Annotated in this window: 17 protein-coding genes; 2 read left to right on the forward strand and 15 right to left on the reverse strand. The window is 45.8% G+C overall.

Translation table 11 applies throughout. The annotated features are described in order from the left end of the window. Positions 1-4: 4 nt before the first annotated feature. From BUB18_RS01765 to BUB18_RS01795, 7 genes are all read right to left on the reverse strand, one after another. A complete protein-coding gene (locus tag BUB18_RS01765; RefSeq protein ID WP_073077433.1) occupies positions 5-1,834 on the reverse strand; it encodes an ABC transporter ATP-binding protein in 1,830 nt (609 codons plus the stop codon). Between the two features lie 99 nt (positions 1,835-1,933). Next, positions 1,934-2,434, reverse strand: coding sequence for a hypothetical protein (locus tag BUB18_RS01770; protein WP_073077435.1), 501 nt, complete (start codon positions 2,432-2,434; stop codon positions 1,934-1,936). Continuing rightward, positions 2,431-6,711 carry a DUF6443 domain-containing protein gene (locus BUB18_RS01775; protein WP_218587977.1) on the reverse strand — a complete coding sequence of 1,427 codons (4,281 nt, stop codon included), beginning with the start codon at positions 6,709-6,711 and terminating at the stop codon, positions 2,431-2,433. Before BUB18_RS01775 ends, BUB18_RS01770 begins: the two co-directional genes overlap by 4 nt. 222 nt (positions 6,712-6,933) lie before the next feature. Further along, positions 6,934-9,978 carry an RHS repeat domain-containing protein gene (locus tag BUB18_RS01780; protein ID WP_073077439.1) on the reverse strand — a complete coding sequence of 1,015 codons (3,045 nt, stop codon included), beginning with the start codon at positions 9,976-9,978 and terminating at the stop codon, positions 6,934-6,936. Between the two features lie 111 nt (positions 9,979-10,089). After that, positions 10,090-11,277 (reverse strand): RsmB/NOP family class I SAM-dependent RNA methyltransferase, encoded by a 1,188-nt coding sequence (locus tag BUB18_RS01785; protein ID WP_083549228.1) that lies wholly within the window; start codon positions 11,275-11,277, stop codon positions 10,090-10,092. A gap of 159 nt (positions 11,278-11,436) precedes the next feature. Beyond that, a complete protein-coding gene (gene odhB / locus BUB18_RS01790; RefSeq protein WP_073077441.1) occupies positions 11,437-13,005 on the reverse strand; it encodes a 2-oxoglutarate dehydrogenase complex dihydrolipoyllysine-residue succinyltransferase in 1,569 nt (522 codons plus the stop codon). Between the two features lie 107 nt (positions 13,006-13,112). Then, on the reverse strand, positions 13,113-15,872 hold the full coding sequence (locus tag BUB18_RS01795) for a 2-oxoglutarate dehydrogenase E1 component (RefSeq protein WP_073077442.1): 2,760 nt from the start codon (positions 15,870-15,872) through the stop codon (positions 13,113-13,115). A 275-nt stretch (positions 15,873-16,147) separates the two neighbouring features. On the opposite strand from BUB18_RS01795, the gene rpsT reads away from it, so the two are divergent. Together rpsT and BUB18_RS01805 are read left to right on the forward strand one after the other, a co-directional pair. Next, positions 16,148-16,402: a 30S ribosomal protein S20 gene (gene rpsT / locus BUB18_RS01800; protein WP_073077444.1), complete on the forward strand. Its 255-nt coding sequence runs from the start codon at positions 16,148-16,150 to the stop codon at positions 16,400-16,402. A 91-nt stretch (positions 16,403-16,493) separates the two neighbouring features. Beyond that, the gene (locus BUB18_RS01805; protein ID WP_073077446.1) at positions 16,494-18,242 is read left to right on the forward strand and encodes a M14 family metallopeptidase; all 1,749 of its coding nucleotides are present in this window, start codon (positions 16,494-16,496) and stop codon (positions 18,240-18,242) included. Positions 18,243-18,641: 399 nt separating this feature from the next. Here BUB18_RS01805 and BUB18_RS01815 read toward each other — a convergent pair whose 3' ends face one another. The 8 genes from BUB18_RS01815 to BUB18_RS01850 form a co-directional block, all read right to left on the reverse strand. Beyond that, positions 18,642-19,682 (reverse strand): beta-ketoacyl synthase chain length factor, encoded by a 1,041-nt coding sequence (locus BUB18_RS01815; RefSeq protein WP_083549231.1) that lies wholly within the window; start codon positions 19,680-19,682, stop codon positions 18,642-18,644. Further along, the gene (locus tag BUB18_RS01820; RefSeq protein ID WP_073077452.1) at positions 19,672-20,886 is read right to left on the reverse strand and encodes a beta-ketoacyl-[acyl-carrier-protein] synthase family protein; all 1,215 of its coding nucleotides are present in this window, start codon (positions 20,884-20,886) and stop codon (positions 19,672-19,674) included. The genes BUB18_RS01815 and BUB18_RS01820 overlap by 11 nt, the downstream gene beginning before the upstream one ends. A gap of 13 nt (positions 20,887-20,899) precedes the next feature. After that, positions 20,900-21,160 carry a phosphopantetheine-binding protein gene (locus BUB18_RS01825; RefSeq protein WP_073077454.1) on the reverse strand — a complete coding sequence of 87 codons (261 nt, stop codon included), beginning with the start codon at positions 21,158-21,160 and terminating at the stop codon, positions 20,900-20,902. Positions 21,161-21,252: 92 nt separating this feature from the next. Continuing rightward, positions 21,253-22,548 (reverse strand): ABC transporter permease, encoded by a 1,296-nt coding sequence (locus tag BUB18_RS01830; protein WP_073077455.1) that lies wholly within the window; start codon positions 22,546-22,548, stop codon positions 21,253-21,255. A gap of 11 nt (positions 22,549-22,559) precedes the next feature. Then, on the reverse strand, positions 22,560-23,306 hold the full coding sequence (locus BUB18_RS01835; RefSeq protein ID WP_073077456.1) for an ABC transporter ATP-binding protein: 747 nt from the start codon (positions 23,304-23,306) through the stop codon (positions 22,560-22,562). 9 nt (positions 23,307-23,315) lie between these two features. Further along, positions 23,316-24,317 (reverse strand): BtrH-related acyltransferase DarH, encoded by a 1,002-nt coding sequence (locus BUB18_RS01840; protein WP_073077457.1) that lies wholly within the window; start codon positions 24,315-24,317, stop codon positions 23,316-23,318. Between the two features lie 74 nt (positions 24,318-24,391). After that, on the reverse strand, positions 24,392-24,790 hold the full coding sequence (locus BUB18_RS01845) for a flexirubin biosynthesis protein DarG (protein WP_073077458.1): 399 nt from the start codon (positions 24,788-24,790) through the stop codon (positions 24,392-24,394). A gap of 24 nt (positions 24,791-24,814) precedes the next feature. Beyond that, a complete protein-coding gene (locus tag BUB18_RS01850; RefSeq protein ID WP_073078375.1) occupies positions 24,815-25,951 on the reverse strand; it encodes a dialkylresorcinol biosynthesis protein DarB in 1,137 nt (378 codons plus the stop codon). Positions 25,952-26,132 lie beyond the last annotated feature (181 nt).

Genomic DNA, 26,132 nt, shown 5'->3' on the forward strand with positions numbered 1-26,132 from the left:
GCCATCAGGTCAGCCCTATTTTTTGCACAATAGTGTCATCATCCTCTTCATCCTCATCTTCGGCAGCAGCATCCTGTACTGTTTCAGGGCGGAAGCGGCGCTCACCCACCTGTTGCCGCCACATGGCATAATAGAGCCCTTTTTGCACCAGCAACTCCTCATGGCTGCCTGTTTCCACTATCTTACCCTTTTCCAGTACGTAAATAGCATCTGCATGCATAATAGTGGATAACCGATGGGCAATCAGTATCGTCATTTGCTCCCTGGAAGCGGATACTTCCCGGATAGTGGCTGTAATATCTTCTTCTGTAAGGGAGTCCAGCGCCGAGGTGGCCTCATCGAAAATGAGGAGTCGCGGCTGCCGCAGCAGCGCCCTGGCAATGGAAATTCGCTGCTTCTCCCCTCCCGACAGCTTCATGCCGTTTTCACCCAGCATGGTATAAATACCCTTATCAGTTTTGGCTATCAAAGCAGCCGCGGAAGCCTTGTTCAGCGCATCCATAATTTCTTCATTACTAGCCCCGGGTTTTACAAACAGCATATTATCGCGGATGGTGCCGGCATACAGTTGCGTGTCCTGTGTTACAAAGCCAATCTGACGGCGCAGCGGGTTATAACGGAGGTCCCTGGACTTTACTTCATTAAAGTAGATATTACCACTAACAGGGGTATATAGTCCCACCAGGAGCTTTACCAGCGTGGATTTACCGGAGCCGGAAGGTCCTACGAAAGCAATGGTTTGCCCCAGGTGTACAGAAAATGAAATACCATCCATGGCGTTATAGGTAGCCGTTTTATGCCTGAAAACTACGTCTTCAAAGCGCAGACTTTCCAAAGGTCCAATCTCTACCGGCGTTTCTGGCCGGCGTTCTACCGGTTTCTTCATCAGCTTATCAAAATTGCGGATGCTGGCGTCTACTTCGCGGTATTGAAGGATCATATTGCCCAGGTCCTGCAGGGGCACGAAAATGGCTGTGGATATGAATTGCATGGCGATCAATTCACCGGTACTCAGTACCTGCCTGAATATCAGCCATAGTAAAATAAACAAAATCGATTGTTTCAACAGGTTGAGTGCGGTGCCTTGCAGCAATGAAAGTGTACTTACTTTTTTGGCTTTGTACATCTCCAATTCATAGATCTTTTTGGTTTGCTCATTCAAACGCCTGATCTCCGGAAACGTAAGCCCAAGGCTCTTTACCAGCTCTATATTTCTTAGACTTTCTGTAATCACACCTGCCTGCGCATCTGTTTGCCGGTTAATGCTGCGCTGCACCGTTTTTATTTTACGGGAAAGAAGCCCCGTCAGTGAACCTAATACCAGCACGCCTATTACGAATACAGGAATCAGCATCCAGTTTTTGTTGATACTGTACCAAATAAGAAAACCGGTTCCTACCAGCGAAGAAAAAAGGACGTTGATGAAGCTGTTCGTAAAGCGCTCCGCATCTGTTTTTACTTTCTGTAAAATGGAGAGCGTGGTACCGCTCCTGTTTTCTTCAAACTCCTGGAACGACAAGCGCAGCGTTTGTTTCAGCCCATCATTAAATATCTGCATTCCAAACTGTGCTACGGTTTTTCTTGTCAGGTATTCCTGGAGAGATTTAAATGCCTTGGCGAGCAAGGCAATTGCAATAGCAATTCCCAGCCAGTAAAGCACACTACTCACCAGTTCTTTCTCACTCAGATGGTTGGGGTTGGAAGCGTAATTGTCTACAATCTTACCAAAGATAATTGGGTCCAGCAGGTTGAGTAGTTGCGCGGAGCCGGCCAGCAGCAAGGAAATAAGGATCAGTTTTTTATGCGGCTTCAGGTATTTCCAGAGTGTCTTCATGCTGCGCAGTTTTCGTTAGTGATGGTTTCCATCTAAAAGTTAACGAAAAAAGGGAAAAACTTTGGCAAGATTAGTTCGAATGCAATAAAGATGATGTTATTACTTCTTATCTAACAATGATACGACCCCTACAACTTGATAAACCTGTGTAAAGCGATTCGCATAGGAGGTAAATGAGTATGTCTTACCCTCATAGTCGAATGCAATTGTTGTATTTTCTTTAGATCGGCTTTTTTTGTCGTCAGTATAAACAATTATAGCTCTAACGATATAAACTTTTTCATTAAGAACAACATCCTTCTTTATCTTAACATCATAATAATGCATTTCTACCTGAATACTATCCCCTTGCGCATATTTAATTCCTTCATAGCCCGGCGACTGGTAGATTCGATATCCTGTCTTTCCGTTAACCTGACTAATGAAATCCTTATTGATATCCATAGGAATAAATACCATTTGATTTCTTTGTTCAACTATGTATCCATATTGTTGGCGAAGTACAATCGACCTGTCCACGAAAAAAACTTTGTTGCAGGATAAACTAGCAGTTAAGAATATGGACAACATCAATACTTTTATAATCCTTTGAAAGTTCATGGCAATAGCGCATTTGTTAGTGGATTTCTATCAACAGTTACGTTGATGATAGATCCAGATGGAAGTTTATTATTGATTATATAATTTCCCCAATTATTAAAATGCCCTTGGGTCATTTGAAGATTACTATCCGGGAAACCTGCCGGTGTTCCCATCACGTCATTTTCGTATCCCTTATGACTTTCCTTAAATGCTCCATATTTATCTGTATAATATCTGTCGAGTAATCCAAATAAATGCAGCGTTTCGTGAAATCCGGTTCCTCCATCTGAATAACTGTTATCAGCGTTTCTTCCTATACCGATCACAGTTCTTCTACCGATCCCATCATAACGCCCTACAACCCTGCTATAGGGATTATTAGGATCCTCACGAACCATTTGTGCACTTGGGGTTTTCCCATCAATACTCTCGGCGCGAGCAAAATTTCCATTTGTAGTCAATTCCAAGATATTATCTCCATTTGGATTTTTGGCTATTCTTTCCTTATCATCCTCATTCCCAACTTTATAATTAATATCTATAGAAATTGTCCATTCATTTCCATCTGCATCGTTAAATTTTCCACTGAGTAATCGTGAATTATCTATAAGAAACTGATTATATTTTTCGGTTTGCTTTTCAGCATTCGCTCCCATAACGAAAATCGTTGATGACAACGTAATTGTGTGATTCTCCGCATTAATTCCAACTCTAACATCTTTTCCATCTGGATCAATAAAATTGATAGGGTTATTCAAAGTGTAACTATATGGGGAAATATAATTGTACTTTTCTGCTTTAGCATCTATTCCATGCCACCTCCCAATTTGGGGATCTTGCATCCTAGCGCCATAATCATACCACTCCAATCCGGAACCATCGCCGAACTCCTTACTCTGAAGTTCCTTACCATTGTATTTCAAACGGTTCTCAGCGTAATTACTTCCCTTCAACGCATTTGAACTTATCCCCGCCATCGTCAACCCAAATGGATAATAATGCGTTTCCTCCAGTACCGGCCCGCCGTTATGCGTCACCACCAGGTTGTCGAAATAAACATCCTGGTTAGTTTCATTACTGGTATAAATATACAGAAAACCACTCTTTTCCATCACTACATCCTCGGTCGCTAATGTTTGCAGCTCATCGGGAGTGGCAGCTACCTGCTTCAGGCCGCTGCTCTGATCCACCAGTTTAAACTGATCATCAAACAATACATAATTCAGGTAAGCGCGGGGTTTGTCCGCTGCTCCCTGGTCGGGATTTTTTTCAGCCAGCTTACGTAAGTCGTTACCGGTCAGGTTGCTGGCTGGTGTACGATTCGAGGCTACACTACCGTGTCCACCATTTCCAGCACTTTCACCGAATGCATTTAGTAGGGAGCTAAGAATTTCTTCTTTGGAAGCATTCTTCTTTTGCCCAACAGTTGATTTGTAGAAGGCCTTGGTGCCTATTTTGACAGTATCACCAGCCATTACACGCAGCACCAGTGAAGTGCCTACTTTTTTCTCTGACCCTCCATTTAATTTGGATGCAAATTTGTTAACAGGGGAAGTTTCGTCCGTTGGGTAACCCACCGGTAAATCTGCCCTGGTAGTGGCCACATTGCTGAACAACGCTTCTTCTGCAGAAGCCTTAGCAGTTTCCATTGTAGCAGCATAAATAGTTTGGTCATTATGCTCCGTCAATACAGTGCGAACATTGCCCAGATGATCTTTCAGGAAATAATCATAAATGTATAATGGCGCAGCACCCTGCTTATTTACCACACGGAGTCTGCCCTCTTCATGACTTATCAGCTCCATGACATTATCCTTAAACACAAGGCCGGCCATATAATCAGTAACAGTAGTTTTTACCGGCGAAACAGTTTTATCAATTACTGTTTTTCGGAGTTTGGCGCCAGTAGCATCATACAAATAACTGATGCTTCCTTTTGTACCAACAGTGATTTCTTCTGGCAGATTAAGAATATTATAATTGATTTGACTGATGCCTTTGTTATTATCACTGGTAAGATTACCATTACTGTCATAACCGTAGTCCACTCCGTCAGAGGGCGAATTTTTAAAATCACCTAGTGCCGCACTGGTTCCACCTACGTCGTTCACTGACTCCAGCTTGTTGCTATTATTCATATAGCGATACTGCAGGTTATCAATTACTGCGGGTGCACCGGCTACCATCCCGTCCTGCTTCATGCTCATGATGTTGCCATTGGCATCGTATCCAAGATTGGATACCGAGAAATTCACGGAGCTATGCGTCCAGCTGTCAGAAGGACCATTATCCTGCTGGTTGAAATCCGCAGAAAGCAGTCTGCTGGCATTATCGTATTTATACCCATAGGCCCTTGCTATAGGATCATTATACCCTCTCCATAGCTGGCCAGCGATATTGCCGCTAAAAGATGGATTGTTAAATCCGTTGTCATAAGACAATGTTTGGCCAAAGTACATGCGGTCACCAGTACCACTGGTCACATATGCTTTGTTTATACCTGTTAACCAGCCACGGATATTATAATCATAATTCACAGAAGTAAGTGCAATACCATCGTTCCCAATACCCAGGTCTTTTTTCTGCAGCTGACCATTTGCATCATAGGTATTTGATAAAATAATTCGCTCCAGGCTGGCGTCGTTATTATAACGTTTGGTAACTGTGAGCAACCTGCCCCCTGCATCGTAGGTATTCCGGGTGATCACATCCATGTTAGATTGTTGCGCACTCGATGGATTAATATGCTGTTCATGGGTCAGTAAAACTTTGCCAGTAAAGTCATACATGGAATGAACCGTATGCTTAACCCCGTTATAGTTTTCCTTCACTATTTCTATAGTGCGACCTTTATCATCATAGTAAGTAGTGGTAGTAAGCCAGCTGTTTGTACCCAGTACGCGGGTGCGCATACCTGTCACTAATCCCTGTGTGTTCAATGTTCTTACTGGGTCTACCGGCCCAATTGCATTGCCATCTTTATAAGGATTAAAATCAAAGCCAACCGGTGCTATCACACCAGGATAGTTGTAGTTATCATAAAAAGTAAAAGTCAACGGGGTCAGTTCCCCTTCGCTGATAGCTGGCAACGGGTTCGTCAACTGCAAAGCAACCTGACCGGTATTCAGGCTGGTATTTATGCTATACTCTTTTTCGCCTGTATTACTATCATAACCATCAATCAGCTCAATACTTATTCTTGCTTCATAAAGTGATTTACCCTGATCAGTAGCCATTACCAGGTTATCGATGCCGGGGAAGGTGAATTGTTGCTGTCCAGTGGTATTGGTAACCGCATTCATGGCTGATTGGAGTGAAGAACGATCGGTAGGCACCGTAGGATGATAAATAGCGGTTTCTACCTGCCTGTTAAGCCCATCATAAAAAGTCACCAGCCAGTTTCCTTTACCGCGCATGTTTCCATCCCGAGTAAAAACCAGCCGGTCGCGCGTATCATAAACCATTTCCACTACGCCTGCTCCCGGAATCTTCTTTTCAATCATCCGGCCACGATCATCATAATTGTACTGGAAACAGAGCTCTGCCTGTACGGCGCCAAGGGTCCACTGGCCAATAATCTTTTCCACTGCCAGCGGTGGGATAACGGTTCTGAGCTGGCCCAGATCGTCATATATATAATAGGTACTCAGCCAACCATTATATGCATTTGTATGCTGAGAAGTTTGTTCCGTCTTTTTTAGAATCAAAACATCACTTTTGTCCTTAAAACTGATAACCTTTGCCCCATCTTCATTAATAATAACTTCTTTGTACAAGGTTCCCGGAGCATAATATCCGGAAGCAACCGCATTGCCACTAATATCCACTGTCCAGATGACTACCTGGTCAGCTGATTCATTTACCAGGTATTGCTGCTCTATCGGATGGTTTCCCTTTGTTCTGGCCCAGCCGTTACCGGCGGCATAACTTTTCAATTGCCGATTAAGCGGAGATGCTTCAAATTCAGTTTCACTATAATAGATGGTATTGTTTTGTGCCGAAGGATATCCCTGGTAAAATTGTTGCTGTTCCAAAAATGGGTTAAGCTTCAGATTACCGTCGCCCGTGGTGGAGGTATAGGGAAGATATTTGGTGACTTCCCTGCCAAACTGATCGTAAATTACAGGTGTTACCAGGTCACGACCCTGTGGGCTAATCCCCTTTACTACTGATTGAAGTGGCCGGCCAAGACCATCTACATAAGCAGTCTGCTCTTTCACCTGGCTTACAGGCTTAGTTCGGCTACTAACGTCTGTAGCATTTGTAAGGGGAATGGCCGGCGCCCAGGTTCTCACATAATTTATGGTGGGATTCGTATATGCGGCAGGCACACTCTCTACAGGCTGAGAAACCGGAGTAGTTACGACAGGTTTATTTTCCTGTGCAACTGATATTATTGGGAATACTCCAAAAACAAGGACAAGGATAAATTTATTCACAGTATCAGGATATCTATTGTTTAGAAAATGGTACTTCAACTATTCATCAAAGAACAGAACGGTTTATAAATTTTATATTTATTGAGTTAAAAGCTGCTGATATTTGTAGTCATACAGCTTAACAATATTACCATTGGCATCCCTTATCAGCTTTAAACGACCTGATTCATCATACTCGTAATAAGAAGTACGACCAGCAGGATCTGTTTCACTGGTAATACCAATGGAAGGCGCATATGTATATGTACTCACCAGTATTTTTCCATCCGGATTATTAATTCTGAGCTTATTCAATTCTTCCCTCAATTGTTGGTCGTTGGCCGGATACTGTAAAATTGCCTGGTTTAGCTGCCCGACAGCGGTAACATAGTTTCCTCCCAATATTTTCGCGACTGGATATTGGTTGTTATAACCCCAGATGTAAAGTTCCGCAATGTCATTCACCTTCTGCTGTTCCAGGATATTTCCGCGACTATCATAGCTATTAAACGATAACCTGCGTTGATATCGGGAGTCATGGCTTACCGCTCCGTTAATCAACGTAGTTCTGCTAAAATTGGTAACACTGTTACCTTCATTGAAGGTCCATAACCCATCCTGTAATGGCATATCGGATTTAAAGGAATTAAAACTCGATTTGACCACCCGCTCATTACTGCCATTAATATCAGTTTTTGCCAATGTATTCTCAATGGTAGCCGTAAGTATATGACTAGCTAACAATTTTTTTACACCTGATGAGATCGGGTCAGTCCCCGTAATTACGCCATAGTCTTTCGGATAATAGTTATATGCAATTGTTTTGGTATTATCGCTACTAACAGTTTCCTCTTTGCTGACCTGTAATAATGAATTATAGCTTAATTTTCTCTCCTGCTGCAACTGGCTGCCGTTTGAAAAATACGTGGAAATTGTACGTGAAAGCACCTGATCCCCGCATGAAACACTATAACTACCATAATCAAATAAACTGGTAATACTATTAGCATAATAGTTATTGGAATTATTATAATTTTCAGCTGCACTAAAAAACTTCCGCACCTTTAAACCAGCAAACATTTCCATATTCGAAACATATTCATTCTCCTCAAATAACTGTGGTTCAAATATTCCATTTACATATTTGTATACTTTTTTAGACTTTAACACTGGCTTTTTCCAGGTGGCATCGAGAGAAACATAATAAGCAGGATACTTTCGCAACATATTCTTTGCTCCAGCACCCATATTTATACAGTCTCCTCCAAATCCATCCATTAATCCATCATACGCTATATAACTGGAGTTTACTGGATAACCCTGATAGTAAATAGACTCAGGAAGTATGTAATAATATTCAGTTTTCCCATTGTATTCAGTCAAACCGTTCACTGGATTGATACCCATTGAAGTTTCAGTAACTTTGCTATAGGTAACCGGGCTTGCAGCTGCCGCCGCCAACTCTTCATCAGGGTTGGTTTTGAAGGTGACTGTACGCAATAATCTAACGTCCACCTGACTTGCACCAGATAGCAGGCAGTCCCCATAAACAGCTTCAGAAATAAAGAGATTTTTATTCGCCAGGTCTACCGAAACCACCCCTGTTTCATCATCAGTAGTGCCATATCTATACTCCTTCATCATTGTTTCATTTCTCACAAGGTCATTAAACCAAATCTTCTTTATTCTGATACCAACATTTTTAATCGTAAGCATCCCATTATTATCATTCGCTCCCCAATATTTATTTGATTCATATTCAAAAGAAGTACTTCCCCCGGTCGGATAGGTTATTTTATTGAGCGTAAAAAAACTGGCATCAGTACCATACGGGTTTCTGTCAGTCATTGTCATATAGGCCCCCAGCGAAACAGCCCCCATTTCCCCTTTACAGAGGTACGGGGTTCCAAAATCCGGAAACTCATAGTAATTATTGGAGGTTTGTCTGTAATAACCCCAATAATCCGCGATCAGACTTCCATTTCCAGGATAGTCCCGGTTAATATAGTTAAAGCTGTACGTCTGTCCATTTATATCTTTGCTTCCATAAACTATCACCTTATCCAGGAACCGGTGCAGCGCAGTTGAGACATGTTGGAATACAATTTTTTTCAAACGCTGACCAGTGAGTAGATTTACTGTAATGGAGTCAATAATGGTCGTATTGGCTTTTCGATAAAACTTCACCACCTCTCTTTCCGTAGTTATATCCGTTAATGCCTGTACCTCATATACATTTAGTGGAACACTGCTTAAATTTGCGTCTCCGGTTGTATTAGGACACATTTGGTAAGGCCCGGAAACTGAGGCCATCGTATACAGTGATTTCGCGGTATTTGAGTTACTCTCCTGATAATTTCTATAATGAAATCGTGCATATTGTCCGAATGGATCAACCATATTAGTCAGCAGCCATGCAGTCGGAGTAATCCCTTTGGTGAAGTTAACGCTGGAATTTCTTTCATATACAGTATTTGACCCCGTAAGTTCTTTTCCAAAACGATAGGAAATTCCATTGCCATCCGTTATATCAAAATTAGTAATCAGTCCCTGTAGATTCTGCGTATAGGAAATTGTATCCAGCGACGTGCTGGTAGTTTTTACCTTTCGTTGCTGCCGGTCAGTAATAATAAACATACCTGCTGTAGTTCCCAGAGAATAAGAAAACTTATCATACTCACCATCCAGCGCCTGGGACGCGAAGGGAAGATACATTTCATTATCCCGGCCAAATTGTGCAAGGTAAACATCCCTTGTTGCGGGATCTGGAATTGAGTTGACCACGTCCAGATTTGCAGGCATGGGAAAATATTCGTCCGGACGACCATACATAGTCCTGGAAATTCTATACCCTGGTTCAAGTACCCAGCCAACGCCCACCTCCCCGGAGCTCTGACCAAATTTTATTCCGGAGGCATGGTATTTCAGCATAATGGGTATTGACGCCTTACCCACCTGGAGATTATATAACGGTATATTGATTTCAGGAATACCATTGTACAAGGAAACTTGCTGGGTAATGTACTTTTCGAATTCACGGCTGGTAGGTGAAGGTTGCATCACGCGAAGTAAATCGCCAGTCTGTGCAAAACCAACGCCTGCCAAGGCAAACAGAAGGTATAGGAGAAATAAATTCTTTTTCATTGATTCACAATATCATTAGTATAAAAGGGATGGGTACACTACTTTTTAAAAATAGAATTTTATCCCTTTTAAAATAAGATATTTACTAAAAATTTTTCTCTGGATAAGATTTTACCCAACTCTCCTAAACCTCACCGCATACATCGTATCCGCCCCGCTTTCATACCCCGGAATCACACCGCCTTCTTCCCTTCTCAAATTACTATTGGCTTCTATGAACGCCGCCACTTCCTCATTCTCTTTTTTAAATACGGAGCAGGTAATATAAATCAACACGCCACCCGGTTTCACAAAATGTATAACGTTATCGGCTATACGCTTTTGCAAATCCTGGTATCGTTGAATTTCCTCTTTTTTGAAAAAGGCTAAACTCTCCGGCGTACGGCCCCAGGTACCGGAACCGCTGCAGGGTGCATCAAGGATTATCCCGTCAAACTTCACATTCCCCATTGTTCCCGGAAACGCAGGATTGGTAAGGTCGGCCACGCGTGCTTCATAGTTCTTTACTCCGGCGGCAGCAAAGCGCTGTTGGAGGTTTTCGAGGATAGACCTGCGTACATCGCTCACAAGCAGCTGCACATTCGGTTCCTGGTCTTTCAGCAGGATGGATTTACCGCCACTTGCAGCGCAGCAATCCCACCAGCGCTGACCTCTGGAAGGCTTAAATAACAGGCCTGTTTGCTGACTGCTGGCATCCTGTACTTCGTACCAGCTTTTATCCGGGATCAGTTCTTCGATTTTAGTACCGTTCGGCAACGCAAGCGTAGTGCGGTTTTCAGACAATTCATACGCTATGTTGGCCTGCTTTAAAATCGCCAGTATTTTGTCCTGCCTGTTATTGCGGATACGCAGGAAAAAGTGTGGCTGATTGAGGTAGCTCAGCGCAAATGCGTTGGCGTCAATGCCTTCAGACAGCTCGTCCGTAAAGGGGAATAACTGTTCAGCGGTGAGCTCACCGGCATTACTTAACTGCAATTTTTCAGCTAACGATGCATCTATCTGCTCATTCCATGCCGGCTGCAATTGTGCCAACAGGTCGTTTGACTTTTGTTCGCACAGGAAGGTACCTAACAGCAATCGCTCACTTACCTCCATATCTCTCTTCCACCATCCGAGGCGGAAGTAATGATATACGAGCTGCGAAATCCAGCGTCTGTCGCGGCTTCCCATCTGCGGGTGCTGCTTAAAAAATTTCTTCAGAAAATGGTGCAGCGGAAGGTCGCCTTTATAGGCGTTGATCACTTTGGCTGCTGAAACGAGATAACTTTCCCAACGGGTCATGGTGCGAAGGTAAGGCATTATAGCATCTTTCAGTTTTCCGGTTGAGCAACGGGCCTGCGGCCCGTCGCTCAACCGGGGATTAAACCGCACCGAAGGTGCGGTTTAATCCCCGATACAAATGGAAAAGGCCGGCATCTCGCGATACCGGCCTTATATGTTATTCTAAATACTATCAGATTAGAGCTTCAGCAGCGCTTTCAGCGGATCTTTACCGAACAGCAGCTGTTCAGGATTTTCCAGCATTTCTTTTACGCGAACGAGGAAGCTTACAGACTCACGACCATCGATGATACGGTGATCATAGCTGAGTGCAATGTACATCATCGGGCGGATTACCACCTGGCCATTAATTGCCATCGGGCGTTCCTGGATCTTGTGCATACCCAGGATAGCTGACTGCGGAATGTTGATGATCGGCGTACTCATGAGGGAGCCAAACACACCACCGTTAGTGATAGTGAAGGTACCACCGGTCATTTCCGGGATGGTTAATTTGTTGTCACGGGCTTTGGTAGCCAGGTTGAGGACTTCTTTTTCAATACCGGCCATATCCAGGCTTTCCGCGTTACGGATCACCGGTACTACCAGACCTTTAGGAGCAGATACGGCGATGGAAATATCGCAGTAATCATGGTACACCAGTTCTTCGCCATCAATGTAGGCATTTACGGAAGGGAACTCCTGTAATGCGAAGCAGCAGGCTTTGGTGAAGAAGCTCATGAAGCCCAGGTTCACTTCGTGTTGTTTCTTGAATACCTCTTTGTATTTAGCGCGCAATGCCATGATTTCGGTCATGTCTACCTCGTTGAAGGTAGTCAGCATAGCGGTCGTGTTCTTCGCTTCTACAAGGCGGCGGGAAACCGTTTTACGCAGGTTGCTCATTTTCTCGCGACGTTCGTTGCGACTGAACATTTCCTGGCCGATTGCCACACCTGGATTTTGCAGGGCAGCATACACATCATCTTTCACGATTTTGCCGTTGGCGCCGCTACCTTTGATGGTAGCAGGGTCTACGTGCTTGTCGGCAATTACCGCCGCAGCTACCGGGGTAGCTTTGATATCGTTAGGAATGCTGGTTACAGGCGCATTTTGTACCTGTGGCTTTGCTGCAGGTGCAGGCGTAGCTGCAGGAGCGGCGGCTGGTGCTGCCTTACCCGCAGGGCGTGCAGCAGCAGTATCTATTTTGCAGGCAACATCACCGATTTTGAGGGTGTCACCTTCTTTTGCTACAAGGATCAGTGCACCTGCTTCTTCTGCGTTCAGTTCGAAAGTAGCTTTCTCTGATTCCAGTTCACAGATCACTTCGTCACGTTCCACGTAATCACCATCTTTTTTGGTCCATTTAACCAGGGTTACTTCGCTGATGGATTCGCCTACTGTTGGCACCTTCATTTCAATTACCCCTTTGTTTACGGCTGGTGCTGCTGGTGCTGCTTCCGCTACAGGTGCCGCTGCTGGCGCTGCCGGAGCTGCTGCTGCCGGCGCAGAAGCCGCTGGTGCTGCTGCATCCGTATCGATGGTGCAGGCAACATCACCAATTTTCAGCGTAGCTCCTTCAGCTGCATTAGCAGCAATTTTCAGGATACCTGCTTTTTCAGCATTCAGTTCGAAAGTAGCTTTCTCCGATTCCATTTCGCACAATACTTCGTCCTGTTGCACATAATCTCCATCTTTTTTCAACCATTTCGCAATTGTTACCTCGCTAATAGATTCGCCTACCGTAGGGACTTTGATTTCGATAACCATATTTTATCAGTTGATGGTGAAACCTGCTATTAAGGCCAGGCTGCATTTCTTTACATAAGACCTAACAGATAACAGCAGGTATCTGTTTTATTTCTTTGATTATTTTATTAGATGTTAAAAGCGGTGTCAATGATCTGCTGCTGTTCGCGGGCATGCACTTTCGCATAACCGGTAGCAGTGGATGCACTTGGGTTACGACTGATAACACCGTAATTGATCTGCTTCAGGTTCATCTGCAGGTAAGAAGCAGCGCCCATGTTCAGCGGCTCTTCCTGTACCCAGAAGAAGGTAGCTCCCTTATATCTGGCAGCAATGTTTTCCAGTTGCTTCACTGGCAGCGGATACAGTTGTTCCAGACGAACGATGGCCACATCTTTGCGGTCTTCCTTCGCTTGTTTATCACTCAGATCAAAATACATTTTACCGGTACACAGCAATACTTTCTTCACCAGAGAAGCATCCTGGATAAACGGATCGTCCAGCACTTCCTTGAATCCACCGTTGGTAAACTCTTCCATAGTGGAGTAAGCACCCGTATGACGGAGGTTAGCTTTTGGAGAGAAGTTGATCAGCGGTTTGCGGAACTGCCAGTTCAGCTGACGGCGCAGCGCATGGAAGAAGTTCGCCGCTGTAGTGATATTGGTGATCACCATATTTTCTTCCGCACATTGCTGCAGGAAGCGCTCAGGACGAGCGTTGGAGTGATCCGGTCCACCACCTTCATAACCATGAGGCAGCAACATCACCAGGCCATTTTGTGTGGTCCATTTCTGTTCAGCGCTGCTGATATACTGGTCAATTACTGTTTGTGCACCGTTTACGAAGTCGCCATACTGCGCTTCCCAAACTACCAGGCTGTTAGGGTTAGCCATTGCATAACCGTATTCAAAGCCCAGTACACCATATTCACTCAGGAGAGAGTTATAAATTCTGAGTTTGCCTTGTTTTTCCTGGAGATCGTTCAGGCGGTTATAGGTGGCATTGGTATTTTCGTCGAACAGCACCGCATGACGGTGGGAGAAAGTACCACGTTTCACGTCTTCACCGCTCATACGTACGTCTTTACCTTCGATGAGGAGGCTGCTGTAAGCCAGCAGTTCACCGGTAGCCCAGTCCACCTTACCTTCTTCCTGGTACAGTTTAATTTTATCCTGTAACAGTTTGCTCACTTTACGTAAAGGCACGAAATCAGCAGGCCATTTCATCAGCCCGTCGAAGAGGCGTTTGAAATCAGCTTCGTTGATGGCGGTTGCCGGCGACTGATCAAAATCTGCCGGGGTAGCCTTGCGGAGTGCCTGCCACCATTCTTCCGGTTTCTGGTTTACATAAGGCAGCGGATGTTGTTTTACTTCATCCAGGCGTGCCTGCAGTTCATCCCAGAATACCTTTTCCATATCTTTTGCGAGTGACTGCGCTTCGGCATCGCCGTTCTGCAGCAGGAACTGCGTATATACTTCGCGTGGGTTCTGATGTTTGTCGATCAGGGCATAGAGAGATGGTTGTGTAAACTTAGGCTCATCACCCTCGTTATGGCCATGCTTACGATAGCACACCATATCGATATACACATCTTCATTGAATTCCTGGCGGTAGCGTGCAGCCAGCTGGGATACTTTTACCACCGCTTCCGCATCGTCACCGTTTACGTGGAATACCGGCGCCTGTACGATGGAGGCTACGCTGGTACAGTAGTCAGAAGAGCGGGCATCATCAAAATCGGTGGTGAAGCCAATCTGGTTGTTGATCACAAAGTGAATGGTACCACCAGTGTAGTAACCTTTCAGTTTGCTCATTTGCGCCACTTCATATACGATACCTTGTCCTGCTACGGCCGCATCACCATGGATGAGGATAGGCAGGATTTTATCGTAGTCGCTGTCGTAAATCACATCTGCCTTGCTGCGGGAAAAGCCGATCACGATCGGGTCTACCACTTCCAGGTGGGAAGGGTTGGGCATCAGTTGCAGATTTACGGGTTTACCACCTGCGGTTGTAACCTGGGAGCGGAATCCGAGGTGATATTTCACGTCACCGGAGCCCATGGTCATGTCAGGGATAGCCAGGCCTTCAAACTCGTTGAAGATCTGCTCGTAAGTTTTGCCGAGGATATTTGCCAGTACGTTGAGGCGGCCACGGTGAGCCATACCGATAACGGATTCCTGTACGCCGTATTCAGCGGCAACACTTATCATCGCATCCAGTGCCGGAATAGTGGATTCTCCACCTTCCAGACCGAAACGTTTCTGACCGATATATTTGGTGTGAAGGAATTTTTCGAAAATAACACCCTGATTCAGCTTTTGCAGAATCCGGCGGCGTTGTTCCGTGGAAAGCGGGTTATTCATGGCAGATTCATATTCTTTTTCCAGCCATTTAGCTTTCTCGCGGTCATTAATATATGTATACTGGATACCTACAGGTCCTGCATATACTTTATTAAGGAATGCCAGAATGTTTTTTAACGTGGTTTTACCAAGGCCCAGGAAAGTACCTGAGTAGAATTCTGAATTCAGATCCGCATCACTGAGGTCGAAATTGGTAATTTCCAGACCCGCTTTTCTGTCTTTTCTCTCGCGGATCGGGTTAGTTTTAGCGATCAGGTGGGCTTTCTTGCGATAAGCCTGAATCAGACGGTACACGCCTAATTCTTTTGCCAGCTGGTCGTTCGTCACCGGCGCTGAACCACCTCCTGCTGCCGTTGGCGCCGCGGGGCCCGCCTTGCCATTGGCGTTGGATACTGCAAAATCAAACCCTTCAAAAAATTTCACCCATTCTGGGTCGACGGAATTAGGGTCTTTGCGGAAATCCTGATATAAAGATTCTATGTAAGCAGGATGTGAGTTGGTGACAAATGAGAAGTCCTTCATTTACAACGAGTTTTGCTGATCTTCAGTTCAAATACTTTTCTGTTGAGTCCCTCATTATATAGGTAGATGTCCCACATTATATAATGTATGGGATTGCAAATATCGCTCGTTTTTCATTACCGAGTATCTAAAAAATTAGAAAATAATAAGATGATTAGCTATGCACAACATTAGCATCAATCACTTATATTTGCACCTTTAAAGACGGCGAATAAAATTTTGTATTGAATTGAGAAAAGTATTACCTTTGCCGTCCGAAACTTGAAATTTGAAAAATGGCAAACCATAAAGCAACGAAAAAAGACGTACGTCAGAGCAGAAAACGTAATGAGCGTAACCGTTACTACGGTAAAACTACCCGTAATGCCATCCGTGACCTGAAAGCAGTGACTGATAAAGCGGCAGCGGAGAAAGACTTTACTGAAGTAGCTTCCATGATCGACAAACTGGCTAAACGTAACGTTATTCACAAGAACAAAGCTGCAAATCTGAAAAGCAAGCTGGCTAAGAAAGTTAACGCTCTCGCCTAATTGCTTCAGTAACAATATTTATAGCTCTTCCTCACGAGGGAAGGGCTTTTTGTTTTTCTAGTCTGTTTATATAGAGATAAAATATATACATATGCCAGATCTTAGTCTTTCTGTTAAAAAACTCCTCATTTCAGGCATTTTTGCCCTCCTCAGCCTCCCCTCCTTCGCCCAGCAGCTCCTGACCCGATATGAACGCAGCAACGGCAATGAAACAGCTACCTACCAGGAAGTCATCGCGTACTATCAGCAACTCACCAAAAAGTACCCACAGATAAAAATGCTGGAAATGGGAAACACGGACGCCGGCTACCCGCTCCACCTCGTTATCTACAGCCCTACAAAAGACTTTGACTTTACATCTCTCCATAAAAAAGATAAAAGAATCATACTCATCAATAACGGTATACACCCCGGTGAGCCGGACGGTATCGACGCTTCCATGATGCTCCTGCGCGACCTCGCCCAAGGAAAAGCCAGCATCCCGGATAATATCGTACTGGCAGTCATCCCGGTATATAATATCGGTGGCGCACTCAACCGTACCACTTTTTTCCGGGTGGATCAAAACGGTCCGGATGCCTTCGGCAGCCGCGGAAATGGCCAAAATCTGGACTTAAACCGCGATTTTATAAAAACTGACTCCAGAAATGCCCGCTCCTTCCAGCAAATCTACCACCTTACAGACCCGGACGTGTTTATCGACAACCACGTCAGCAACGGCGCCGATTACCAGCATATTATGACTCTACTCGCTACCCAGCACGATAAACTGGGCGGCCCGATGGGTGAATATCTCCATAAAACTTTTACCCCCACCCTCTATCAACTCATGAAAGAAAAAGGGTACGACCTCGTACCCTATGTAAACCACTTCGGTGAAACACCCGACAGCGGCTGGGTAGAGTTTGACGACTCCCCACGCTACTCCTCCGGTTTCACCACGCTCTTCCATACCTTCGGCTTTGTGCCGGAAACACATATGCTGAAACCCTACCCCCAACGGGTACAGGCAACTTACGCCCTCATGCAGTGCTTTATTAAATTCACCTCCGACAACAGCAGCACCATCCGTGACCTCCGTAACGACACTAAAAAAGCGGTGCGTACGCAAGCACAGTTCCCGCTTGACTGGCAGTTTGATATGAGAAAATACAGTCTGATCACCTTCAAAGGCTTTGCCGCCGGCCATAAACCCAGCAACATTTCCGGCTTACCACGCCTCTACTACGATCGCACCAAGCCTTATACCCGTCAGGTGAAATTTTACAACTTTGCCAACGCCACCAACTTTGTGGATAAACCAAAGGCATACATCATCCCCCAGGGCTGGTGGCCGGTGATCGACCTGCTGAAAAACAATAAAGTGATCATGCAGCCGCTGCAAAAAGATACTACCATCTACGTAGCCACCTACCACATCGCTGATTATAAATCCTATACTAAACCCTATGAAAGTCACTTCCCCCATACTGATGTGAAAGTGACCACCACCATGGATTCTATTCACTTCCGCAAAGGAGATTTCTATATCCCGATGAACCAGGTTGCTAACCGCTTCCTTATCGAAACACTTGAGCCCACCGCTGGTGACTCCTACTTCGCCTGGAATTTCTTCGATGGCATCCTCGGACAAAAAGAAGGCTACTCCCCGTATGTGTTTGAAGATACCGGCTATGAATGGCTGAAACAACACCCGGAAGTACAGGCGGAACTAGAGAAAAAACGCGCAGCTGATACTGCATTTGCAAATAATGGAGCGGCACAGCTGAAATGGGTATATCAGCATTCGCCGTACGCAGAGCCGGAGTATATGCGGTATCCGGTGTTCAGGGTATTATAAAAAACGGGCTGGTGTAGTACACCAGCCCGTTTTTTATGACTTAAAAATAACGTCCTTTTGGTAAAATATCTTCATTGAACCAATATCCACCTCAATGGCTACCAACATCTTCTCCTCTTTGCCATCAGCACCAATAAAATGAAGTTCACGGAAATACACGATGGGTAATTTGGGTCGTATAATAAATCTGATAGAAGGCCGATCACTGTTATACCGAAAGGTTTCATAAGCTGATACCAGTCTGAGAAATTCATAACTATTGATAAGTAAATCCTTTGTGATCCGTTGCCTCGCCACGGAAAACACAATCAGCCGGAAAGTAATGATTACTGTCAAGGTGGCTAAGACAGCGAACAGAAATTCATTCACAGGTATAAACTTAAAATAAATATAAAACTCCTACACCTTTTCCACCACCATCACCGTGTGCTGCTCTCCAAAAAAATGATTATAAATCACCACCTTCTTAAAATCCGCCGGCAGCTCCTTCACCATCGGAAACCATTCCGCTGGTATGTTACCCGCGTGCAGCAGCGAGGCTGCCAGCCACAAAGCGAAGGAACCTGCAGTATCATATTCCCCGCAGAGGTGTTTAAACGGTATAGTGGGTTTGGGTAGTACGGTGTTGAGGAGTTGATAATAATGGGCATAGTTACTGTCGCCATTAGCGCCGCTGATCACCAGGTCGGCATCGGCACCTAACTCCTGCAGTACTGCCGAAAGTCTTTCTGATGCAGGTTTGTAGAGGAGTTTAATACCGGTTACTGCCGCTTTAGACTCCTGCGTTGGTGCGGCCGCCAGCACAAAGAAGGCACTACCTTCTCCCGAAATAGTACCGGGCAAATTGGCATCAAACAAATGAGTATTACCTACAGGAGCCTCCCGCCACTGGCCAATGCGACTCTTAATATAGTAATGCTCCGGCGTCATTTCTTCAAATGAGCCGGTGAGGGTATGACTGGCGCCTTCCTGCAACAGCATCATGCTGTCTACCAAAGCGTTTTCGAAGGAAAAGCCGCGGTGCACAAATGTATTGTTATAGTCGGTACCATTTTGCTGTAGCGCAATCAGTCCGTTTACAGAGTTGTAAGTAGATTGAATAAACGGTGTAGGGTTCAGCGCCGTTTCCTTGTATTGTTCAATTTCTTTGATAAACTTTTCCGTATCCTGCAAACTGCCTTTTCCCGTGCCGGTAACAATTGGGCCTGGGGTGGAAACACCGCTGACAGACAGGCATTTCAATGCAGTGGCAAGTCCCATACGCAGCACACGTGTCATCCGGCGCAAACTATTTGCAGGAATATAGGGCTTGTAATCCGGTTCCACGCAAACCAAGCGGTTGCTCTCGCTATGCACAAACGGCGCCGTCGAAATATCTCCATCAAAAGTTTGCTGTGGAGATATTGCCGCCATTCCCTGGATATAACACTTAACCTTCATACTTACTGATCACGAGGGAAGCATTGTTACCCCCAAAGCCAAAAGAATTAGAAATTACATTATTGATGACCACTTCTTCCTGTAGTTCCGTTGCCGGAGCAATTTGCAATTCTTCCATACGTTCGGAAAAATTAAGGTTCGGGAAGATGATACCGTTCCGGATGGCCAGTACCGCGTAGATCGCTTCGATAGCGCCTGCGGCAGCAAGCGTATGACCGGTAAACGGTTTGGTGGAACTGAATGGAGGTATTGCTGTACCAAACATCCGTTCCAGTGCACGTCCTTCGGAGATATCGTTGTTTAAAGTAGCAGTGCCATGGACATTGATATACTGCACTTCTTCCAGTGTACGGCCACTCATGGCCAGTGCATTTTTCATGGCAGCATAGGCGCCATCACCTTCCGGAGAGGGAGAGGTAGGATGGAATGCTTCGTTGGCATTACAGTAACCGGTGAATTCCGCAAGGATAGTACTGTTGTTTGCTTTTGCAAAGGATTCACTTTCCAGTACCAGGTAAGCTGCGCCTTCACCCAGGTTTAAGCCGGTACGCTGCTGATCAAAAGGGCGGCAAAACTGCTTATCCACATTTTTCAGCGAGTTGAATCCATTGAGGGTGAAACGGGTAAGCGCTTCGGTACCGCCGCATACCATCCGCTGATACATCCCTGCCTTGATCATGCGCGCACCAAACATCAGTGCATTGGCAGAAGAAGAACAGGCCGTGCTAATGGTGGCCATATGTTCGGTAAAGCCGACGGTATCGGCTATACGTTGTGTACAATCAGCACAGTCGAGGGTATGTATACTTTCTATAAAAGTGCCCGACTTCTCCGGATTGATCAGGTCAAAATAAACTTTTTCTGTATCGCACATCCCTCCCACCGTACTGGCGTTGATGAAACCCGTAGGCTCATCCTGGAGGTGCTGTATGCCTGCCTGCTGCAATGCTTCGCGCATGGCCACGAGGCCAAGCAATGTAGTGCGACTAAACCCATCCTGCACAGGAATGCCGGCCATGCGAAACAAAGTGGTGTTATCCAGCTTTACTTCACCTACCGGCAGTACCTGTTTGTAAATAGTATCTATGTAGTCCGTAAACCCAAGCCCACTCTCCTGTTGGCGCAGGCGTTGCAGATTTCCGGCCACGTTATCACCAATGGCGGTGACCATTCCCATCCCTGTAATAAACACTCTTTCCGCCATGCAGCTGAATTACTTAAGCGGGTTGTTGTTTAGACTGAATGAATTCGGCCATAGACTGAACAGACTGCAGGATTTTACGGCCCTCACGCGGATCTTCCACCTTGATGCCATACTGTCTTTCCAGTAATACCATCAGTTCGAGGGAGTCGATACTGTCAAGTCCCAGACCATCTCCGAATAACGGCGCGTTGTCGTCGATATCAGCAGGTTTGGTGTCTTGCAGATTCAGTGCTTCAATGATCTGTTCTTTCAGTTTCTGTTTTAATTCTTCCATAATGTTGTAGGTTTACCTGCGACTGTCGGCAGCCACAGATGCCTTTGTTAATTGGTAAAAATACAGTTTTAGTACTGTTTTGAAAATTATTCTCAGTTCATTCTTCGTTTTTCAACATATCCGGCTACTGCCAGCATTACCAGGCCCGTAACAATCAACAGCACTACATTTTTCCACACATAGGCTATATTGCCGTTACGGAGGTAAATATCATTGATGGCATCCAGTCCCCAGCTAAGCGGGGATAAATGCCCGATCGCCTGCATTTTCTGCGGCATCACCTCCAGCGGAATCCAGATGCCACCTATGGCAGAAAGGATCACGATGGAAATAGCCCCAAAATTCAGGGCCTGATTAGGCGTTTTAAAAAGCGTGCCAATCAGTATACCGTACGACGTGGCGGCCAGGCCAATTGCAGCAGCTACCAGGAAGGTAGCGCCCGCATCGCGGCCCATCACCAGTTTTGGAAGATCCAGTAAAGGCATGATGTACATACCCACGAGCATCATGCAATAAAACTGTACCACGCAAATGCCCACAAAAAACAACATCTTGCCCAGTAAAATCTCCAGGTAGGAACCCGGGATCAGCTTCATTCGCAGCAAACTGCCGTCTTCCCGCTCCCGGATCATATTGCCGGCAATGGGGATCACGATAAAGAACATTGCGAATATGCTCCAGGCCGGTACATTATGCTGTACGGAATTGGAAATCACGTCTATCTGTTTGCCGGTGCCTGTCGCCTCTTCTTTCAGCCCTACCGCCTGCAGGCGAATTGGAAGGGTGTCATTCGATGCTGTCACACTGGAATCTTTGCGACGCAGTTCCTGGCGGATACGCCCTAAAAGCATATCTGTTTCTACCTGCGTCAGAAAATTATCAATCGCCTGGTGTATAGCTCCTTTGAAAGCCTTTTTAGCGGCAGGATCAAAGTAGATGGTAACATCCAGGGAATCGGCGTTTTGCTTTACCGGCAGTGCCAGCGACATACCCATCCGATGGGAAATATCATTCACGATTCTGTTGGCGTTGCTCACGATATTGCCGGTAGCACCAGCGGGAATGATAATACTGATTTTATAAGTCCCTTCGTTTACCAGCTGTCGTGCCTGTTCGGCAGTCAGCGGTTTGCCGTCCAGCGAATCTATGATACGGAATTGTCCGCCACTGGCCAGCCCTTCGCGTATATGGCGGCCCAGGCGGCCATGGTCGTTGTCAACCGTCAGGATATCAAATTTAACTTCCTGGTAGTCTTTAAACGGCGCATCCTGGATCAGTGCCATTACTGTAATCAACACCACGGGCATGAGAAACAGGAGGGTGAGTCCTGTTTTATCGCGCACCAGTAGTTGCCATTCTTTTCTTATTGTCGCCAGTAATCGTAGCATTAATCTGAATATTAGTCTCGCAAGGCATGCCCTGTATAGTGCAGGAACACGTCTTCCAGGTTTTCACAATCCGGCAGGTCATGGATGAGCTGATCAGGGTTACCCTGAACAATGAGGCGCCCCTGGTCTACGATGGCTACATCGCTGCAGAGCGACTGTGCTTCTTCCAGCAGGTGGGAAGTATAGAGGATACTATTTCCCTGGCTGTTGTACTCACGCAGGAATTGCAGGATCATGCTCCTGGACTGGACATCTACACCCGCTGTAGGCTCATCCAGTACGAGCAGCGATGGCTGATGGAGGATGGCCGCAATAATATTGGCTCTCCTTTTCATACCACCTGAGAATTTATGAATTTCTTTATCCGCACTTTTTTCCAGTCCGAATGCCTCCAGCAGCTCCATGATGCGGGCTTTCAGGCCCTTCCCCCTGTAGCCGTAAAGGTTACCGAAGTAGGTGAGGTTTTCCACCGCACTAAGCTGCGGATAGAGGGCAATGCGCTGCGGCACCACACCTATTTGCTGTTTGATGGCTTCGCGGTGAGCGGCGTCCTGGGAGAGGCCGTTGATCAGCACCTCTCCGCTGCTGGCTTTTACCAGTCCGCAAAGAATGGAAATAGTGGTTGTTTTACCAGCGCCATTTGGCCCAAGCAACCCTGCGATACTACCTTTCCGGAAGGAGAACGTCAGGCCTTTCAGCGTGGGCTCTTCTGCGCCGGTGTAGGTTTTGTATAGCTCTTTTACTGCAATGCTGGACATAACGTTTTATTATATAGCCTTACTGAGCTTACGGAAAAATGCTTCTTCAGCAGCAGCTGTGCGGAAAAGCATCTGACTCAGCTCGTTATAGGAATCATCACTTGCGCTTCGGCTCTTGCATACGCGGCCGGCTGCAAAGGCGAAGGTACGCCACAGGTCACCGATCTGCGTGAGTTCGGTGGCCAGTTTGGATAGTTCAGGTTTATTCAGCAGTTCGGCAGCTTCCTGGAGGAAGGCCGCATATACGAAGCGGAATCCGGCACCACCGGTACCAATTTCTTCCTGCATACGAATGATATTGCCGAGGTAAAGTACTGCACGGCGATCATCCAGTTTCTCCGGATATTTTTTCAGCCGTTTTGCCAGAAACCGGATACCGTCCACACCGAACATGGGTATCGGAATCTTAAGCATATAGTGGCAGGTTTGCTTAATACCTTCTATGATTGGTTTTTCCAATGAAGCGGAAGATGGTACGCTCACCGGGTAATACATTTTTCCTTTAGGGGCCGGAAATCCTTTTGCAAAGCGGGCCTGGGCCAGGCTTTCCGGGTCGATGGTGGTAATACTGTCCATTACCGGATCACTTACCAGGTAGTTGCCATTTTCTTTGCCATATACTACGAGGTTATGTGCATTGAAGTGGAAACGGTAGGAGGCAGGGAAATAGGTAAGGTAATACACGCTGGAAAGCAGTCCTACAGGGGTTCCGGTGGCGAGGGTTTGATCCAGTGCGGCCATTCCTTTCTCCACAGAACTAAATTTTTCCACTTTCATTTTTACACCCAGGCGGTCACAAACGCGTTGAAATATAGCACCAGGCCATATCCTGTAAGTGGTACCCGGCACACCATTCACCTTCACAAACGGCAGGTGACCAAAGAATAATCCGGCACCGATACCAAAAGCCATTGGCTCGCTGATCTTCAGTCCGTGGTGGCCCAGCAGATTGGAGATAACACCGCTTTCGCAATGTGCTGTTTGTGTGTGATGGAATAGAATTTCGCTCATAGTTTTTATAGCTCCATTAATTATCAAACGGAGTTCCGGTTGCCAGAACTCCGTTTGATGTGGAAAATTGTAAGTTATTTTATGTGCTGCAGGTCAGCGATACTGACCTTAAAGGCATCTGCATATTTTTGCAGCATGTGTTGGCTCAATCGCCTGAACACCGCCGGCTTCATGTGCCGTTTCACCTGCCATTGGAATTTGCCTACATAGTTTGCCAGCAGGGCAAGGTCCATGATATTTTTTTCCATGTAGTAGGCGATGGGGCTCACTTCTCCGGCGAGTACTTTTTGCTTCGCTGCTTCTATTCTTTTATTCACTTCTTCCCAGGCCTGGTCGAGGGCGATGTTTTCAGGCTCCCAGCCAGCACTCTGCACCTGTACATAGTTGCCCGAGTTATCCACCGCATACATAATCTGTTTGAATGTACCTTCATGAAGGTTATCCTTATCCTGTGGTACTTCCTCTTTTTTCATGACAGCAGTTTTAAAGGTGAATGCTTATACAACGGTGATCTGTGCGTAAGCATAGGAGAAACGCGCACTTTCCGGCACCATCATCACAATCTTCTGTCCTTTCTTCAGTCGGCCGGTATTCATCAGTTCTTCCAGCATCAGGTATGGAGATGCAGTACCCACGTTACCCACGCGGTCCAGGTTTGTGAACCATTTGTCCAGCGGGATAGGCACTCCAATGCGGGTGATTTCTTCATCTATTTTAAGACGGAAGAATTCAGAAGAAAGATGTGGCAGGAAGAAGTCGATTTCATCCAGGTTTATACCATAGCGTTCCACCAGGTTTTTCCACATTTGTGCACCGGAAGGAACAATATTTTTGCCCAGCAGTCGCGTATCCTGTTTAAAGGAGAACACGCTGTGGAAGGCCCATTCGTCAGGAGTCATTTCTATCCAGCCTTTGGTACCGCCATCTTCGGTTTTGATGGCACCGGAATACATACAGGTTTCCAGTTCATTGGCGTACGAGGCGATTTCTACCCAGTCTACACGTAAAGAAAGTCCTTCTTCGTTTGGCTTATCGGAGAAATAAGCGGCGCTGGCACCGTCGGACAGCATCCAGCGGAGAAAGTCTTTTTCGAAAGCAATGTAGCCATTAGCGTCTAAAGCTTTTTGAGCATCTCTTTCCGGCTGGAATTTTTCAGCCAGCATCCAGGCAGAGAATTTTTCGGAACCTGTGCTCACCGCGTTGGAAGTATTTCCGCAACGGATGGACATCCAGGCATATTTGAATGCCTGCATACCAGCGGCGCAAGCGCCGGTAGCTGCGATCAGCTCTACAGGCTGACATTTCAGCAAACCGTGCACCATAGCGGCGTGGTTAGGCAATAACTGATCAGGAGATGTAGTGCCGCAGGCAAGGAGCTGCAGGTTACTGATTGGGTTTTTGTCGTCAAACAATGCTTTCACCGCCTCAGCTGTCATTTCCGCGTTGGTATGGGTCGACTTCCCTTCGTTGTCCAGGGAGTAATAGCGGGTTTTGATCTTGTTGTTTCCCAAAATCTTCAACCGCATACGGGAAGGCTTTCCATCTACCAGCCCGAGAATGCTCTCCATTTCTTCATTTTCTACAGGCTTGTTGGGTAAAAATTTTGAAAGCCTGTTAATATAAACTTCCTTCATTTGAAAAAATTCGTCTTTAAAAGGCACATGCAACAAGCTGGATAGGCCATACATGGGTGCATGTTATGATGGTATATGTATTATACAAACGTAAATATAGAATTCTAATCTGAATTACAATTATTACGCCACCAGACAAAAAGCCGGGTTAATTACAGGTCGGCACAGAAATTCCTGCATT

Source organism: Chitinophaga jiangningensis, from assembly GCF_900142605.1.
Lineage (GTDB): Bacteria > Bacteroidota > Bacteroidia > Chitinophagales > Chitinophagaceae > Chitinophaga > Chitinophaga jiangningensis.